This is a genomic window from Saccharothrix sp. NBAS 001, from assembly GCF_056640475.1.
The window spans coordinates 846,903-862,082 of the sequence record NZ_CM153251.1 but is presented as its reverse complement, the minus strand read 5'-3'; the positions used below and the strand labels follow the sequence as shown (position 1 = coordinate 862,082).

General features: G+C 71.6%; 11 protein-coding genes. 4 read left to right on the top strand and 7 right to left on the bottom strand.

The annotated features are described in order from the left end of the window. Positions 1-18: 18 nt before the first annotated feature. The 6 genes from AC0HI0_RS03820 to AC0HI0_RS03795 form a co-directional block, all read right to left on the bottom strand. Entirely contained in the window at positions 19-612 is a 594-nt protein-coding gene (locus tag AC0HI0_RS03820; RefSeq protein WP_480930840.1) for a GTP-binding protein, read from the bottom strand. Beyond that, complete coding sequence (locus tag AC0HI0_RS03815) at positions 593-964, bottom strand: DUF742 domain-containing protein (RefSeq protein ID WP_121007672.1); 372 nt, start codon at positions 962-964, stop codon at positions 593-595. The genes AC0HI0_RS03820 and AC0HI0_RS03815 overlap by 20 nt, the downstream gene beginning before the upstream one ends. Next, on the bottom strand, positions 964-1,398 hold the full coding sequence (locus AC0HI0_RS03810) for a roadblock/LC7 domain-containing protein (RefSeq protein WP_360729428.1): 435 nt from the start codon (positions 1,396-1,398) through the stop codon (positions 964-966). Before AC0HI0_RS03810 ends, AC0HI0_RS03815 begins: the two co-directional genes overlap by 1 nt. Before the next feature lie 46 nt (positions 1,399-1,444). Then, positions 1,445-3,925 (bottom strand): sensor histidine kinase, encoded by a 2,481-nt coding sequence (locus AC0HI0_RS03805; protein ID WP_480930839.1) that lies wholly within the window; start codon positions 3,923-3,925, stop codon positions 1,445-1,447. Positions 3,926-4,141: 216 nt separating this feature from the next. After that, positions 4,142-5,059 carry an SMP-30/gluconolactonase/LRE family protein gene (locus tag AC0HI0_RS03800; protein WP_480930838.1) on the bottom strand — a complete coding sequence of 306 codons (918 nt, stop codon included), beginning with the start codon at positions 5,057-5,059 and terminating at the stop codon, positions 4,142-4,144. Between the two features lie 1,384 nt (positions 5,060-6,443). After that, positions 6,444-9,467 (bottom strand): ATP-binding protein, encoded by a 3,024-nt coding sequence (locus tag AC0HI0_RS03795; protein ID WP_480930837.1) that lies wholly within the window; start codon positions 9,465-9,467, stop codon positions 6,444-6,446. Positions 9,468-9,810: 343 nt separating this feature from the next. On the opposite strand from AC0HI0_RS03795, the gene AC0HI0_RS03790 reads away from it, so the two are divergent. Beyond that, a complete protein-coding gene (locus AC0HI0_RS03790) occupies positions 9,811-10,884 on the top strand; it encodes a hypothetical protein (protein ID WP_480930836.1) in 1,074 nt (357 codons plus the stop codon). Next, a complete protein-coding gene (locus AC0HI0_RS03785; RefSeq protein WP_480930835.1) occupies positions 10,871-11,059 on the top strand; it encodes a hypothetical protein in 189 nt (62 codons plus the stop codon). Before AC0HI0_RS03790 ends, AC0HI0_RS03785 begins: the two co-directional genes overlap by 14 nt. On the opposite strand, the gene AC0HI0_RS03780 is transcribed toward AC0HI0_RS03785, so the two are convergent. Continuing rightward, entirely contained in the window at positions 11,002-13,068 is a 2,067-nt protein-coding gene (locus AC0HI0_RS03780) for an ATP-binding protein (protein WP_480930834.1), read from the bottom strand. The genes AC0HI0_RS03785 and AC0HI0_RS03780 overlap by 58 nt on opposite strands. 226 nt (positions 13,069-13,294) lie before the next feature. Here AC0HI0_RS03780 and AC0HI0_RS03775 point away from each other — a divergent pair, with 226 nt between their 5' ends. After that, positions 13,295-14,704, top strand: coding sequence for a DUF1996 domain-containing protein (locus tag AC0HI0_RS03775; RefSeq protein ID WP_480930833.1), 1,410 nt, complete (start codon positions 13,295-13,297; stop codon positions 14,702-14,704). Beyond that, on the top strand, positions 14,701-15,159 hold the full coding sequence (locus AC0HI0_RS03770; protein WP_480930832.1) for an Imm1 family immunity protein: 459 nt from the start codon (positions 14,701-14,703) through the stop codon (positions 15,157-15,159). The genes AC0HI0_RS03775 and AC0HI0_RS03770 overlap by 4 nt, the downstream gene beginning before the upstream one ends. The last annotated feature ends 21 nt before the right edge of the window (positions 15,160-15,180 follow it).

Below are 15,180 nucleotides of genomic sequence, written 5' to 3'. Positions count from 1 at the left end.
TCACACCTCGGCACGTGGTCAGGCCATCGCGTCCAGGCGGTCCATGGTGTGCTGGATCAGGCTCACCAGGACCGCCTTGGACGACTCGCGGTCCCGCGCGTCGCACAGCACCAGCGGGATCGCTTCGTCCACGTCCAGCGCGCGGCGCACCTCGGCGGCCTCGTAGGCGTGCGCGCCCTCGAAGCAGTTGACCGCGATCACGAACGGGATGCCCCGCCGCTCGAAGAAGTCGATGGACGGGAAGCTGGAGTCCAACCGGCGGGTGTCCACCAGGATCACCGCGCCGATCGCGCCGTAGGCCAGTTCGTCCCACATGAACCAGAAGCGGTTCTGGCCGGGCGTGCCGAACAGGTACAGCACCACCTCGGGGTTGATCGTGATGCGCCCGAAGTCGAGGGCGACCGTGGTGGTCTCCTTCTGCTCCAGGCCCAGCACGTCGTCCACGCCGACGCCCGCCTCGGTCAGCAACTCCTCGGTGTGCAGCGGCGGGATCTCGCTGACCGAGTTGACCATCGTCGTCTTGCCGGTGCCGAAGCCGCCGGCGATGACGATCTTGACTGGGGTGGGGACCAGCAGTTCCCCACCCGGTCGCTCAGATTCCACGGACACCATCCAGCACTGCCTGCAACAGGTTCCGGTCCGGCACTTGCGGGACACGGGAAGGGTCTCGGATGACGACGTCACCGCGCTGGATGAGGTCGCTCAGCAACACCTTGACGACCACGAGTGGCACGTCCAGGTACGCCGCGACCTCCGCCACCGACAGCGGCCGCCGGCACAGCTCCATGATCTCAAGGTGCTCCACCGACAGCGCGTCCGGGTCGGCCGGCGACGGCATCGCGCGCACCTGGGTCACCAGGTGCAGCTCCGGCCGCAGCGGACGGGTCCGGCCGCGCACCATCGCGTACGGGCGGACCAGGGGGCCCGCCGCCTCGTCGTACCACCAGTCCTCGCGGCCGGCCATCACGACGACCTGCGCGCCGTGGGCAAGGCGGACGACGTCCCGCGCGGCGCCGAGGACAGGTAGGTGCCGACCCGCTTCACGAGCATGTTCATCTCGTAGGCGATCATCCCCATGTCGGAGTCCTCTTCGCCCAGGACGGCCAGGCACGCGCCGTGTCCCGCCGCGGTGACGAAGAGGTAGGCGTGCTCCATCTCGACGATGGTCTGGCGCACCGCGCCGCCGCCGAAGTGCCGCCCGGTGCCCCGGGCCAGGCTCTGGAACGCCGACGCCATGGCCGACAGGTGGTCGGAGTCGTCCTTGGACAGTCCGGGTGAGCGGCCCAGCAGCAGACCGTCCGCGGACAGCACCACCGCGTGCCGAGCACCCACCACACGGCCGACCAGGTCCTCCAACAACCAGTTGAGTTCGTTGTGCTGGCTGGTCATGTCGTTCATCGCCGTTGCCTTTCCGGTTTCCAGTCGTCCGGCACTGCTGCTCTGGTCAGGGTTCAAGCGCGTCATCGGAGCGGCGGGCGTCCTTCGTGCCCCGCTGGAACGCCGACAGGCCCTCTCTGACCCGTTCGGCGGACTGCTCGACGTCGACCTCGGCGAGCGGTTCGGGCGTGGGGTGGAAATCGTTGCGCACCAACTGCGGCGCGAGGTTCTGCTGCCTGCGGCGGCGGGGCAGCTCCGGCCGGTCGGCGGCACCGGCCCCCGGTTCGTCCGCCGGCCAGTCCGTGGTCCGCTTGCGCTGCGGCAGTTGCAGGTCGCCGCTGTGCTGCGGGAGGTCCGCCTCGTCGTCCGGTCTGGTCGCCGGGCGGATCGACGGCCGGTCGGCGGGCCGGACTTCCAGCCGGTCGGCCGGCCGGTCGTTCAGTCGGTCGTCCGCTGGAAGGGGATGCTGGTTGGCCGCGGCCTCGGCCTGTGCCCAGAAGCCTTCCAGCTCTCGGGAAGTGTCGGGAAACCTGGCGTCTCGCACTGAGTCGTCGCCCTGCTCCGGGATCACGTGGTCGTCTGGGAAGGTGCGGCGCGGCAGCTCGCGGGTCTCGGCCGGCTCGACGGCGGAGTTGGGCCCCGCCACGATCGCCGACGGGATGAGCACCAGGGCGAGCGTGCCGCCGTAGGGCGAGTCCCGCAGCTCGACGTGGATGCCCCGGCGGACGGCCAGCCGGGCGACCACGAACAGGCCCAGCCGGGACTCGCCGCGCAGCCGCATGGCGTCGAACTCGGGCGGGTCGGCGAGCATCGCGTTGTGCTGCTCGCGGTCCTCGGGGTTGATGCCCAGCCCGTGGTCCTCGATCTCCACCACGATGCCCTGCGGCACCTCGCTGGCGTGCACCTGGACCTGCGAGCGGGGCGAGGAGAACGCGGTCGCGTTGTCCACCAGCTCGGCCACCAGGTGGATGGTGTCCGCGACCGCCGCGCCCACCAGCGCGGTCTCCGGCACCGGGTTCACCTTCACCCGGACGTACTGCTCGGTCTCGGCCACGGCGGCGCGCAGCACGTCCAGCAGCCGCACCGGCTTGCGCCACTGCCGCCCCGGCTGCTCGCCCGCGAGGATGATCAGGTTCTCCGCGTTGCGGCGGGCCCGGGTCGCCAGGTGGTCGAGCTGGAACAGCGCGTCGAGCTGCTCCGGGTTCTCCTCCTCGCGCTCCAGCTTGTCCAGGATCTTGAGCTGCCGGTGCACCAGTCCCTGGTTGCGGTGCGCGATGTCGAGGAAGACCCGGTTCACGCCCTCGCGGGCCTGGCTCTCCTTCACCGCGGCGGCGACGGCGGTGTACTGGGCGGCGTTGAACGCGTCGGCCACCTGGCCGATCTCGTCGCTGCCGTAGTCCAGCGGCGGCACCTCGACCTCGACGTCGACGTGCTTGCCCTCGCGCAGCCGGTCCACGATGTCGGGCAGCCGCTCGTGCGCCAGGTTCAGCGAGTCCTTCTTCAGCGCCGCCAGGCGGGTGATCAGCGCGCGGTTGACCAGGCGGTTGGAGATGCGGACCGCGAACACGATGCCGCCGAGCACCACGACCAGCGCGATGAGCGCGCCGATCAGGACCGTGACGAACCGGTTGTTGCCGCGTTCCAGGCCGACGTCGGCGGCGCTGGAGGCCTGCTTGGTCGCGAGGTCCACCAGGCGCTCGGAGACCGGCCCGGCGGCGGACTGCCACTCCTCCAGCGCGACGGACGCGTTGGGCGTGGCGATCAGCTCGTTCTCCAGGCCGGAGAGCCTGCGCCAGTTGTCGGACTCGGTCAGCGACCGGTAGTCGCGGCGGACCTGCTCGGCGGCGAACGGCGTCGTGGTGGCCAGCTGCGACCGGTAGGAGCCGACCAGGTTGACGAACTCCAGCAGGTCCTCGGGGCTGGGCCGGCCCGAGGTGAGCGCGCCGGAGGCGATGGACGAGGCCCGCGACATCCAGTCGGCGGCCCGGAACAGCTCGGTCGCGTTGAGCCCGCCCTGGGAGGCGACCGCGTCCGGGACGACCCGGGCCTGCGTGCCGAACAGCGCGGTGCCCGCGTCGACCACGCTGTTGTAGTACCGGTAGACGGCGTTCTTGTCGGTCTTGCCGGACTCGATGCCGGCGCGGCGCTGCGGCAGCTCGCCGAGCAGCGTGTTCAGCTCGGAGATCTTGACGTTGACCTCGTCCGGGGCGTTGCCGGAGACCTCGTCGAACGCGGCCTTCATGGTGCCGGTCGTCTCGTCCACCACGCGCTGCTGCTCGTGCAGGGAGCCCAGGTCCGGGTTCTTCTGGCTCAGCGCCGTCATCGCGAGCTGGCGTTCCCGCTGGATGGCGACGAACGCGTTGACCGCGGGGATGGAGGCGCTCTTGACGCTGACCGCGACGGCGCGGGTGTAGAAGCCGTCGAACACGGTGTAAGACGAGAACGCCAACCACATCACCAGCAGAACCACGCTCGGCACCACCACCACGCCGGTGAGCCGGGAGCGGATCGTCTTCTGGTTGGTCTCCGCCTTGTTCTTCTGCTTCACAGTGCTCCGCAGCCTCGTGAACTAGTCGCCTGGTCGGCGCAGCACTAGGAGCGCTGCCTCCTCTTCACCCGATCGGCCACGGAACGGTAACACTAGAAGATCATCATTACGAAGAGACAGCGATCACTTGCGCCACGCAACGCTGAGGCTACCCAGTCGAGTGATGCCCCGAACAGGGGGCTGATGTGAACTTTGCGCCCATCGGCCCCCTGCGTTTCACCTGTTGGGCGTGCCGATGACGTTATAAGTAGTCGTCGGGGTCGGCGGTGTGGTGAACCGGGCGTTGGGCAGGTACAGCCGATTGCCGAACGCGGCCACCGTGGTCGGCACGTCGAATCGCGGATCGGTGATCTTCGTCACGAGCTTTCCGCTGGTACCGGCCTTGTCGAGGGTGAATACCGAGACCGTGTTGAGCTGATTGCGCACGACGTAGAGGGTCCGTCCGCGAACCAGCAACCCGTCACCGGCGGTGAGCACTTCGCCGCCGAGGTCGACGATCTTGGTGACGCCGTCGACCACGCGGTGCAGTCGACCGGTGTTGCTCTGCACGACGAGCAGGGCTTTCCGGTCCGGCGTCTGGGCGATGCCGTTGGCGTTGAAACCGGGGGCGAGCACGAAATCGCCGGTCAGCGGCACCGGGGTGAACGTCTCGGGCAGCTTCCCGTGCCGACCGAAGGCGATCTTGTAGAGCAGCGCCTTGTTCGAGTCGGTGAAGTACGCGGCGTCGTCGGTGACCACCACGTCGTTGACGAAGGCACCGGTCTCGGCGAATTTGTAGGACTTGAGGATCGCTCCATTTCGCGCGTCGACGACCCGGGCGTCCCCGCCCGCCCCACCGGCCACGAACAGCCGGTCGTGATCGTCGATCTTCAACCCGACCGAAGGCGTGCCGGGTCCTTGGCTGAACACCTCCCCCTTGCCGGTCCTGAGGTCGACCCGGAACAGGTCGCCGTCCGCCAGGGAGCCGAGGTAGGCGGTGGGCGCGTCGCCGATGGCGATGCCCTCCGGCCGGAAGCCGTCGGGCAGGCGGAACTCGGTGGGGAACGGGTGTGCGCTCTCCGCCGTGGCGGGCACGGCGGTGACGAGCGAGAGCCCGACCACCGCGGCGACCAGCGCACCGGACATGCGAGCCATGACCAACTCCTTACGGTTGTCCGTTTCGCGAGTCTTCCGCGTCCGGCCCCTGCCGTGAAGCGTCCACAGTCAACCGACAGTTCCGCGTCGCATTTGGTGCGCCGGAACGAGACCGGTCGTCTCGGCCGACGGATTCGAGGGATCGTCGCAACACAGGTGGTCGGCCGGCTTTCGGGCTTGGAGTTCGGCGATGTGACTGTGGGGCAGGCGTGTCAGTGGTGGGATGCCTCCGCCGGACCCGATGGCCAGGATTGGCGCGTCTCCGGGTGGTCGGAAAGTCCTCACGCAGCGGTGCTGCGTTCTGTTCGGGACCGTTTTTCCGGTGCGGCGGTTTCGGGGCGGCGTGCAGACGGCAGTCCCCCACTGACCGAATAAGCGTTGTGGCCCGGTTTCCGGCCAATCGCGGATCGGTCACGGTCTGATACGACCGCCAAACTCTGCCCCATGAAACCCGATGACACGTCCACGACGACAAGTGCGGGCAGATGGCGGCGTTTCTCAAGTCGGGTGCCCCGATAGCGGAGAATCCGCCGACGAGCGCCCCGATGTCCGACAAAGCAGGTCGCACCACCACGATCAACTTCAGGTTCCCCGCCTCACTCGGAGCAAGGTGGACCTGCTGGTACGGAACGGCGCAGACCTCGGTCGGAGCGAGTTCCACGCGAGTTGCGGAGGGCCCGGCGAACCGCTTCCGGCCCGGGTCACCGGCGCTCAGGCAGGCGGCGCGTTTTTCCGCACAACCATCGCGGGAGCCCGCCCGAGAAGTCCGAGTCCTCCACGCGAACAATCACGTCCCCGACGGGACCGGCCCACCCCGGACGTCCGGGGTGGGCCGGTCCCGTCGGATCGCGGTCAGGCGTCTCGCGTCACCGTGGAATCGACCCGGTTGACGCTCCAGTAATCCGTCCCCAGACCCGGAGTCGCGACCACGACGGCGGCAGCCGCGGCGGCCGCCAGGACGAGAGCCCCAAGGGTTCGTGCGAGCACTGTTGAAAATCCTTCTCTCGTGATGAACCTGCTGTCCGGCCACCCGATCGGGGTGACACCGGAGCCGATCATTGCACGGTTGCCACCGCGATTACACGCGGGGCGGAATACCCCAGGTAGTCGGGCCACGTGCGACCAAGTCGAGGAATACACACTTTTGGCGGCTCGACAGCGTGCCACCCGTCACCTGGACAACTCCGTCCCCAGCGGACCGCACTCGGGTACGACCTCCGAATGCCGGAGCGTTCACCCGAGTGGCCGAAGTGATACAGCGGGTGGCATGCACGCCAACGACCCTGTCACACGTCTGAGTGAATCTCCGAATCGCGACCCACCCACCGTCCGTCCGCAATTCGGCGGAAACGGTGCCGCGAAATACGAATTGCCTACGCGTTCGTCACTCGAAGTCCGCACCGGGAGGAATTCGACGTTGGTCGAAGTCGGCCTGGTCCGCGCCCCTGGCGGTGGACGTCCGCCTCCGGTGCCCCGCCTGCCACGCCGCCGAGCGCGCGGTCGGCACGGTGCGGTCGGTGTCGAACGGGTCCAGGCGGGCGGCCAGGTTCGCAGCCCGGGGGTCGCCGGCGTCGGCGAAGATCTTCCACGCCTGCTCCCAGCCCTCCTGGGCCGCCGCGTGCGCCTTCGCCCGCCACCGCAGGTCGCCCAGCAGCGCCAGCGCCTCCGCCTTGCCCAACGAGTCGCCGACCCGGTCGTAGAGCCGGACGGCCTGCCGCGCGCTGTGCGTCGCGACCTCCACGTCCCCCCGGTCCCGCTTGATCAGCGCCAGCACGACGCACGCCCGCGCCCGCACGGCCTGGTCACCGCTGCGCCGGTGCAGCTCGACCGCCTGCCGCACGTACCGCTCGGCGGTGCGCAGCTCACCCTGGTCGCGGTACAGCTCGCCCAGCTCCCCCAGGGTGTCGGCCTGGCCCGGGACGTTGTTCAGCCGCACCCGCAACGCCAACGCCCGCTCGAAGTACTTCGCCGAGTCGACCCGGTTGCGCTGCGCCATCGCCACCACGCCGAGGCGGTGCCAGGTGGCCGCCTCCAGCTCGGCCAAGCCGGGCGCGCCCGCGATCCGCAGGACCTGCCGGTAGAGCTGCACGCCCCGGTCGACCCGGCCCTCCGCGACCTCGACCTGGGCCAGGTTGTGCAGCGACGCCGCCAGCCCCTGCCTGCTGTCGAGCTGCTGGGCGATGGCGTGCGCCAGGTGGAAGTACTTGCGCGCCTCGAAGAACTCCGACTGCTTGAGGAACATCAGGCCGAGGTCGTTGTAGGCCGCGCCCTCGCTGTCGAGGTCGCCCTCGACCTGGGCCGACCCGATCGCCAGCGCCAGCGCCGACCGCGCCTCGTCGTACGCGCCGCACAGCCGGAACAGGTCGCCGACGACGTGCGCCAGCCTGCTCACGTGGCCGTGCAGGCCGCGCCGGGCGGCGAGGTCCACGACCGCGCCGAGGTTCGCGCGCTCGGCGGAGATCCACTCCCGCGCCTCGCGGTCGTGGTCGAACTGGAGCGGGGTCACGCCGTCGACCGGCGTCGGCACCGGGACGCCCGGCCGGAACGGGAAGGCGACCGAGTCCGCCTCCTTCGCGGTGTGCAGGAAGAAGTCGACCAGGCGCAGTTCCGCGGCGTGGCGCTGCGCCGCGGGCTCGTCGGCGGCGGCGCACTCCTCGGCGTAGTTGCGCAGCAGGTCGTGGAACCGGTAGCGGCGCAGCGACCCCGGCTGTTCCAGCAGGTGCGCGGCGACCAGCAGCTCCAGGCAGTCCAGCGCCTCGGACCGGGACACGTGCAGGATCGCGGTGGCCGCGTCGATGCTGATGTCGGGTCCGGGGTGCAGGCCGAGCAGCCGGAACGTGCGGCGGTCGTCGTGCCGCAGGGCGCGGTAGGACCAGGAGAAGACCGTCTTGAGGCTGCTGTCGCCGCTGTCGCCGTGGTTGCCGAGGTCGAGCAGCCGCCCTTCCTCGCGCAACTGCTCGGTGAACTCCGCGAGCGGCGCGCCGGGGCTGGCCGCGATCCGGTGGGCCACGATGTCGATCGCGAGCGGCAGGCCGTGGCACAGCGCCACCAGGTCCCGCACGGCCGGCGCCTGGGCGGTGCCCCGGTCGCCGATCCGCGCGTGCAGCATGCGGGCCGCGTCCGCGGCGTCCATCGAGGACACCGGGAAGGCCCGGTGCCCCAGGCCGGGCAGGCGGTGGCGGCTGGTGAGCACCACGGTGCAGGACCTGAGCAACGGGAGCAGCGGCTCCACTTGGGACAGTCCGCGAACGTTGTCCAGCAGCACGAGCACCCGCCGGTCGGCGAGGCTGGACAGCAGCCGCCGGGCCCGCCGCTCGACCGTGGTCAGGTGGTCCACGTCGACGCCCAGCGCCTCCAGGAAGTTGTCCACGGCGGTGCCGGGGTCCAGGGCCGCGCCGGCCGAGAAGCCCTTGAGGTCGCAGTAGAGCACGCCGTCCGGGAACTGCTCGGCGACGCGGTGCGCCCAGTGCACGGCCAGCGCGGTCTTGCCGACCCCGGCCGCGCCGTCGAGCAGCACCGTGCCGGGCCTCGGGTCGCGCTTCGCGCAGCCGGTCACGACGTCGATCTTGGTCAGCAGCGCCTCGCGCCCGATGAAGTCCTCCACGTCGTGCGGCAACTGCCTGGGGGGCGTCCCGCCGCCGGCCCACCGGCGGGTCTCCGGGGTCGCCGGCCGCGCGAGGCCGTCGAAGAACTCCTTGAGCGTGGCCGCCGCCGCGTCCTCGAACTCGTCCTGGAGCCGACGGCGCATCGCGAAGTAGTAGGCGGTCATCTCGGTGCGCAGGTGCAGGCCGTGCATGGCTTCCAGCCGGCGCAGCACCAGCGGCAGGTGGGCGGCGTCCTCCGGCGGCAGGCCGTCCACCAGGGCCAGCACGGCGCGGAAGTCCCGCACCGCCAGCAGGCTCTCGCACAGCGCGTTCTGCAACGGGATCCACAGGTTCTCGTGGGCGTTGCGCCGCCACGCCTCGGCGGGCTCGCCGGGCAGGTCCGCGAGCGGCAGGTCCGACCAGTGCTCGACGGCCTCGCGCAGGAGCGCGACCGCCTGCTCGGGGTCGCGGGCGAGCCGGGCGCGGTCGAGCAGGTCGGTGGCCGCGAAGTAGTCGATCACGGCGCGGTCCGCGACGATCCGGTAGGCGCCCCGGCGCTGTTCGAGGGTCGCCTCCACCCGCATCGCCTTGAGTCCGTCCCGGATCCTCTTGGCGTAGTTGTAGAAGGTCTGCGCGAGGTTCTTGGGCAGCTTGTCGTCGGCGGTCCACATCCAGTCCACCAGGTTGGTCGTGGTGAACCAGTCGCCCGGTCTGGTGAGCAGCGCGCCGAGCATCGCCCGTGTTTTGGGCGCGGCCCAGTCCCGGCGCAGCCGCCGGTCTATTCGTATGCGGGTTTGTCCCAAGATCGCGAAAAGACAGGTCACCGCGCCACCCCTCGCCGAGGTACCACCAGTGTTGTGCTGCGGCCCGCACTCCGGGAGCGGCGCACGAATAACGTTATAGCCTCCGGCAGATCGCTGACAGGCGTTTGGCAGATCTCCCTCGGAATAAACTCCGCAAACTTGCGGAATCCATCGCCCGCACCGGCCCCGAACTGCCCTTACCGGCTATTGGCAGACCATTGACAGCATCCCGGCAGCCGCCCGCCCCAGGCTTTCCCCATCAACTCGAATCACGAATGGGGAGGTTCGTGTGACAGCTGTTGGCTGGACAAATGGGCCGATCGGACTACGGGCCGCGGCCCGGGTCACCAGAACCGATTGTCGAATGGTCCTCGCAGTCGTGCCGCACGTCGTGGCGGGCACCCGGCTCGCCGATCTGCTGCCGCTGGTGGAGGCCGACCACCGCATCCAGGTGCTGTTCACCGTGCAGGGCGCGGAGCACGGGACCGCCGAGTACGTGCACGGGCTCGGCGGGCACGTGATCCCGTGGGAGCAGGCGATCAGGCACCGGTTCGACCTGGTGCTGGCGGCCAGTTTCCGGGGCCTGGACCAGCTCGACGGCCCGGTGGCGGTGGTGCCGCACGGCGTGGGCGCGCTGAAGTCGAGGGCGCGCTCGCGCAAGGCGGGCGGGATTGTCGGGCACGGGCTGGGCCGGGAGCACCTGGTGCGCGACGGCCGGGTGGTGCCCTCGGCCGTCGTGCTGTCCCACCGCGACGAACTCGACGTGCTCGCCGAGTCCTGCCCGGAGGCGCTGCCGGCGGCCGTGGTGGGCGGGGACGTCTGCCTCGACCGGATGCTGGCGAGCGTGCCGTACCGGGAGCACTACCGGCGGGCGCTGGGCGTGCGGCCGGACCAGCGGCTGGTCGTGGTGAGTTCGACGTGGTCGCCGCACTCGGTGTTCGGCGCGCACCCCGACCTCTACCGGCGGCTGCTCGACACCGGCCACCCGGTGGTCGCCGTGCTGCACCCCAACATCTGGAGCGTGCACGGCGCGCGCCAGGTCCGGGCCTGGCTGCCGGACGGCGTGGTGGTGCTGCCGCCCGAGGACGGCTGGCGGGCCGCGATGGTGGCCGCCGACGTCGTGGTGGGCGATTTCGGCTCCACCACGCAGTACGCCGCCGCGCTCGGGCGGCGGCTGCTGCTGGTGCCGATCCCGGACGGCCTGCTGCGCGCGGGCAGTCCCGCCGACCTGGTGTACCGGGGCGCGCCGGTGCTCGACCCCGCTCGGCCGCGACTGGACGACGCGGTCGCGGTGCCCGGCCTGGTCGACGTGATCAGCTCGTGCCCCGGCACGTCCGGCGCGGCCACCCGGCGCGCGCTGTACCGGCTGCTGGACCTGCCCGAGCCCGCGCGGGCGACGCCCGTGTCACCGGTGGCGGTGCCCCGTGCGCGGGGGTGAGTGGCGTCGGGCGGCACCGGGCGTGTGGCGGGTGGTCGGCGGGCCGTGGGACGGGTTCCTGCTGGCGGACGGCCGGGTGGCGGCACGGCGGTGGGCGGCGGTGGCCGACGTGCTGGTCTACCCGGGCAGCCGGGCCCGGACCCGGTCGGGCACCGGCGCGCCGAGGCGGGTGTAGGCGTCGGCCGCCGCGCGGACCCGGTCCCGCGCGCCGGCCCGGTCGCCGCGCCGCTCGGCGAGGTCGGCCAGGTCCAGCAGGACGTCAGCGAGGTAGCCGGGCGACCCGCTCGCGGTCATGACGGGCAGCGCGGCTTCGAGCAGCCGCGCTGCCTCGTCCAGGCGTCCCAACGCGATCAACGGGCGGGCCAGCACGCCGCGCGCCCTGGCCAGTTCGACGGTCTGGCCGAGTTCGGCGAGCAGCGCCACCGCGGCGGCGAGTTCGGTCACGGCCTCGCCGTGCCGGCCCAGGTCGGTCAGCGCCCCGCCGATCCGCTTGTGCGCCATCGCGATGCCCCGACGCCGGTCCAGGGCGATCTCCACCTCCAGCGAGCTCCGGAAGTACGGCAGCGCCGCCGCCGGGTCGCCCTGCTCGCGCGCGATCCGGCCGAGTTGGCGCAACGCGGTGGAGACCGAGCCGGCGTCGTCCGCCGCCTCGCCCAGCCGCAGGGCGTGCACGGCCTGCCGGTGCGCGTCGGCCGGGCGCTCCCGGTCGAGGTACCGGATCGCCAGTTGCAGGCACAGCCGCGCCTGCGCCACCGGGTGGCCGACCAGCCGCGCGGACTCCGCGCCGACCTCGAAGGCGAGCACGCCGTCCGCGCTGTGCCGGCGGAAGGTGAAGTAGCCGGTGAGCGATTCCGCGAGCTGCCACGCCAGGTCGTGCAGGCCCTGGTCGGCCGCCTCGCGCAGCGCGGTCACCAGGTTGCCCCGCTCGGCCTCCAGCCAGTCCAGCGCGTCCGCGACGCGGTCGAACGCGGGCCGGGCCGCCGCGAAGCGCGGACCGACCCGGGGCCGGTCGGGCACCACCGCCAGGTCCGCGCCGACCGCCCGGTCCAGGTACCACTCCACGACCCGGCGCAACGCGGCGTCGCGCTCGTCGGCCGAGTGCCAGTCCGCCTGCCGGCGGGCGTGCAGGCGCAGCAGGTCGTGGAACCGGAACCGCTCGTCGCCGACCTCGGTCAGCAGGTTCTTCTCCACCAGCTCGTCCAGCACCGGCTCCACCTCGGGCGGGTCCTCGCCGGCCGCCGCGGCGGCGGCCCCGACCCCGAAGGACGCGCCGGGGTGCACCGAGCACAGCCGGTACACCCTGGCGTGCCGGGGCGGGAGGTCCACGTAGGACAGGTCGAACACCGCCTCGACCGAGACGCCGTCGTCCAAGGTCAGCGTGCCGAGCGTCTCCGCGCGCAACGAGCCGACCTCCTTCGACAGCGTCCGCCGGGGGTGGGTGGACAGCCGCGCCCCGACCACGGACAGCGCGATGGGCAGGCCGCCGCACAGCCGGGCGAGTTCGCGGGCGGCGTCCGGTTCCGAGGCGACCCGGTGGCCGACCGCGAGTTCCAGCAGTTCCAGGGACGACTCGACGTCCAGGGACTCGACCTCCACGAACCGCGCGCCGTCGACGGCCAGGCCGCCGAGCCGCCACCGGCTGGTGACCACGACCGCGCTGCGCGGCGAGGTCGGCAGCAGCGGGCGCACCTGGGCCGCCGAGACCGCGTTGTCCAGCAGCAGCGACACCTCGCGGTCGGCGGTGAGCGTGCGGAACAGCGCCTGCCGCCGGTGCAGGTCGGGCGGGACCTCCCCGGCCGGCACGGCGAGCGCGAGCAGGAACCACTCCAGCACCTCGTCCGGGGTCACCGGGCCGTCCGGCGCGTGCGCGCCGAGGTCGACGTAGAGCTGGCCGTCCGGGAAGCGCGACCGGGCACCGTGCAGCCAGCGCAGCGCCAGCGACGTCTTGCCCACCCCGCCGGGGCCGCTGACGACGGCCACCAGCGGGTCGTCGGCGTCCAGCCAGCCGTCGAGAGCGGCGAGTTCGCGGTCCCGGCTGGTGAACAGCCTCGGCGGCGGCGGGAGCTGGTAGGGGACGACGGGTTCGGTGCGGCCCGCGTGGAAGTGCACCTCCCCCACGTTGCCCGCCTGCACCACCGGTCCCCGGGCCGTGCCGGACACGACGTTGTCCCCGCCTCGCTTCACGCGCCCCTCCCCGTCCCACTCGGCGTGATTCGAGTGTCACAGAAGGAGACCCGAATCCAACCGCCGCGCGGGTACCGACCCGAACGAAGTCAGGGGGTGCGGCATGGTCACGAAAAGGTAACGGGCAGGTCGCGGACCGGGATCGGTACGTATGCCACGGTGTCCGCCGCCCACGGCGGTCGGGGTTCGAAGCTCACGCGCGTACCTACGACGAGGTGACACATCCATGACGCGAAACCAGGGGCGCCACCGGTTCTCCCGGCGCACCAAGCTCACGGCCGGGCTCGCCGGACTGGCGCTGGCAACCGGCCTGGCGGTCGCGATCTCCACCACCGGCGACCAGGGCACGGCCCAGGCGGACGGGGCCGACAAGGCGCTGTTCGTCGACATCACCAAGCAGGGCCGCAACGTCAAGGCGCCCAGGCCGGAGCGGGACGCGACGACCGGCACGTTCAGCGTGGACTGCGGTCGCAACGAGAACGGTCACTTCAACCCGGACAACTTCATCGCGCAGCCCGGCGTCCGCAACGGCGCGCAACACCTGCACGACTACGTCGGCAACGTGACCACCGACGCCGACTCGACCAACGAGAGCCTCCTCGACGGTGACACCACCTGCAAGAACGGCGACAAGTCCACCTACTTCTGGCCGGTGATCCGGATCGACACCGAGGACGAGGGCGGGCAGCCCGGACAGCCCGCGAACGCCCAGGTGGAGTGCCCGGACGTGAAGCGCAAGCTGCGCGAGGTCCCGCGCCAGGCCAGGGCCGAGGTCGACCGCAACCTCAAGGCGCTCAAGGACCAGGTCGCCGAGGCGAACGCCAAGCTCAAGTCGATCAACGTCGACGACCCGGACGCGGTCAACAACCAGGTGCTCAAACCGCTGCGGGACAAGCGTTCCGCCACCATCAACCGGATCGCCGACGCCATCGACCGGGTCGCGCAGCGGCCACGCGGGCTGCAACGGCTCGCCCCCTGCACGGTCAAGGACGGCGACGCCAAGGACGTGCGGGTGGCCGACGAGCAGAAGGAGGCCGAGCCGGACGCGCCGGAGAAGGGCGACGGCAAGAGTTCCAGCGACGAGAACGAGCTGCCCGGCAACGAGGGCGACATCCAGCGGCCCGAGACCGTGGACATCTCCTTCCGGGGCAGCCCGGTCGGCAAGGTCACCGCGATGCCGCAGTTCCTGCGCGTGCTCTACGGCGACGCCAAGGTCTCCACCAACGGCACCAAGAACGCCCGGAACTCCTGGACCTGCACCGGTTTCGAGGACAAGGTGCTGATGAACAAGTACCCGATCTGCCCGCAGGGCAGCAAGGTCAAGCGCGTCCACGACTTCGCCAGCTGCTGGGACGGCAAGAACACCGACAGCGCCAACCACCGCGACCACGTCGTCTACCCCGACCAGAACGGCCGCTGCCCCAAGGGTTTCCGGGCCGTGCCGCAGCTGCGGATCAGCCTGACCTACAACGTCGCGCGCGAGGTCCAGGTGAACGGGCAGTACGCGGTCGACGCGTTCCCGGAGGAGAAGCACAACCCGTTCTCCGACCACGACGACTTCGCGAACGTGATGTCCGACGAGATCATGCAGCGCGTGGTGGACTGCATCAACAGCGGCAGGAAGTGCCGGGAGTGACGGTGCTGCGGGCCCACCACCGGACCGGTGTCGACGAGATCCGGGCGACCGAGGACGTGCACCGGCTGCTCGACCTGCTCGCGGTGATCGGGGACGCGACCCTCGTGCACGCCGACCACCCGGACGGCCGGCTGTGGGTCGGGGTGCGCGGCGACCGGGGCGCGATGCTGTTCACCGACGTGCTCACCGGCTCGTGGGCCAGCCTCGGCGAAGGCCCGCGCCGGTGCCCCCGGTACGCCGGCGTGCGGCTGCCCACCCACTGCGAGGTCCCGCCCGCCGACCTGGCGGTGGCCATCGGCGAGTTCCGGCGGACCGGGCAGCGCCCGACGCTCGTGCCGTGGCAGCGCCGGCCCGCCGCCGGGCCCGTGCCCGACGGGCGCGTCCCCGTCGGGCACGGCGTGCGCGCGGTCCGCGTCCGCGCGGCGGTGCCGGGCGGTCTCGCGCGGGCGCGGTGACCCCGGTGGTCCCCCGGCCCC

What these genes read in the sequence shown, in the direction of transcription:
- AC0HI0_RS03800 (WP_480930838.1), bottom strand. Translation starts at nt 5,059, where the DNA reads ATGGCTCGCATGTCCGGTGCGCTGGTCGCCGCGGTGGTCGGGCTCTCG.
- AC0HI0_RS03810 (WP_360729428.1), bottom strand. Translation starts at nt 1,398, where the DNA reads ATGAACGACATGACCAGCCAGCACAACGAACTCAACTGGTTGTTGGAG.
- AC0HI0_RS03815 (WP_121007672.1), bottom strand. Translation starts at nt 964, where the DNA reads ATGGCCGGCCGCGAGGACTGGTGGTACGACGAGGCGGCGGGCCCCCTG.
- AC0HI0_RS03775 (WP_480930833.1), top strand. Translation starts at nt 13,295, where the DNA reads ATGACGCGAAACCAGGGGCGCCACCGGTTCTCCCGGCGCACCAAGCTC.
- AC0HI0_RS03820 (WP_480930840.1), bottom strand. Translation starts at nt 612, where the DNA reads ATGGTGTCCGTGGAATCTGAGCGACCGGGTGGGGAACTGCTGGTCCCC.
- AC0HI0_RS03790 (WP_480930836.1), top strand. Translation starts at nt 9,811, where the DNA reads ATGGTCCTCGCAGTCGTGCCGCACGTCGTGGCGGGCACCCGGCTCGCC.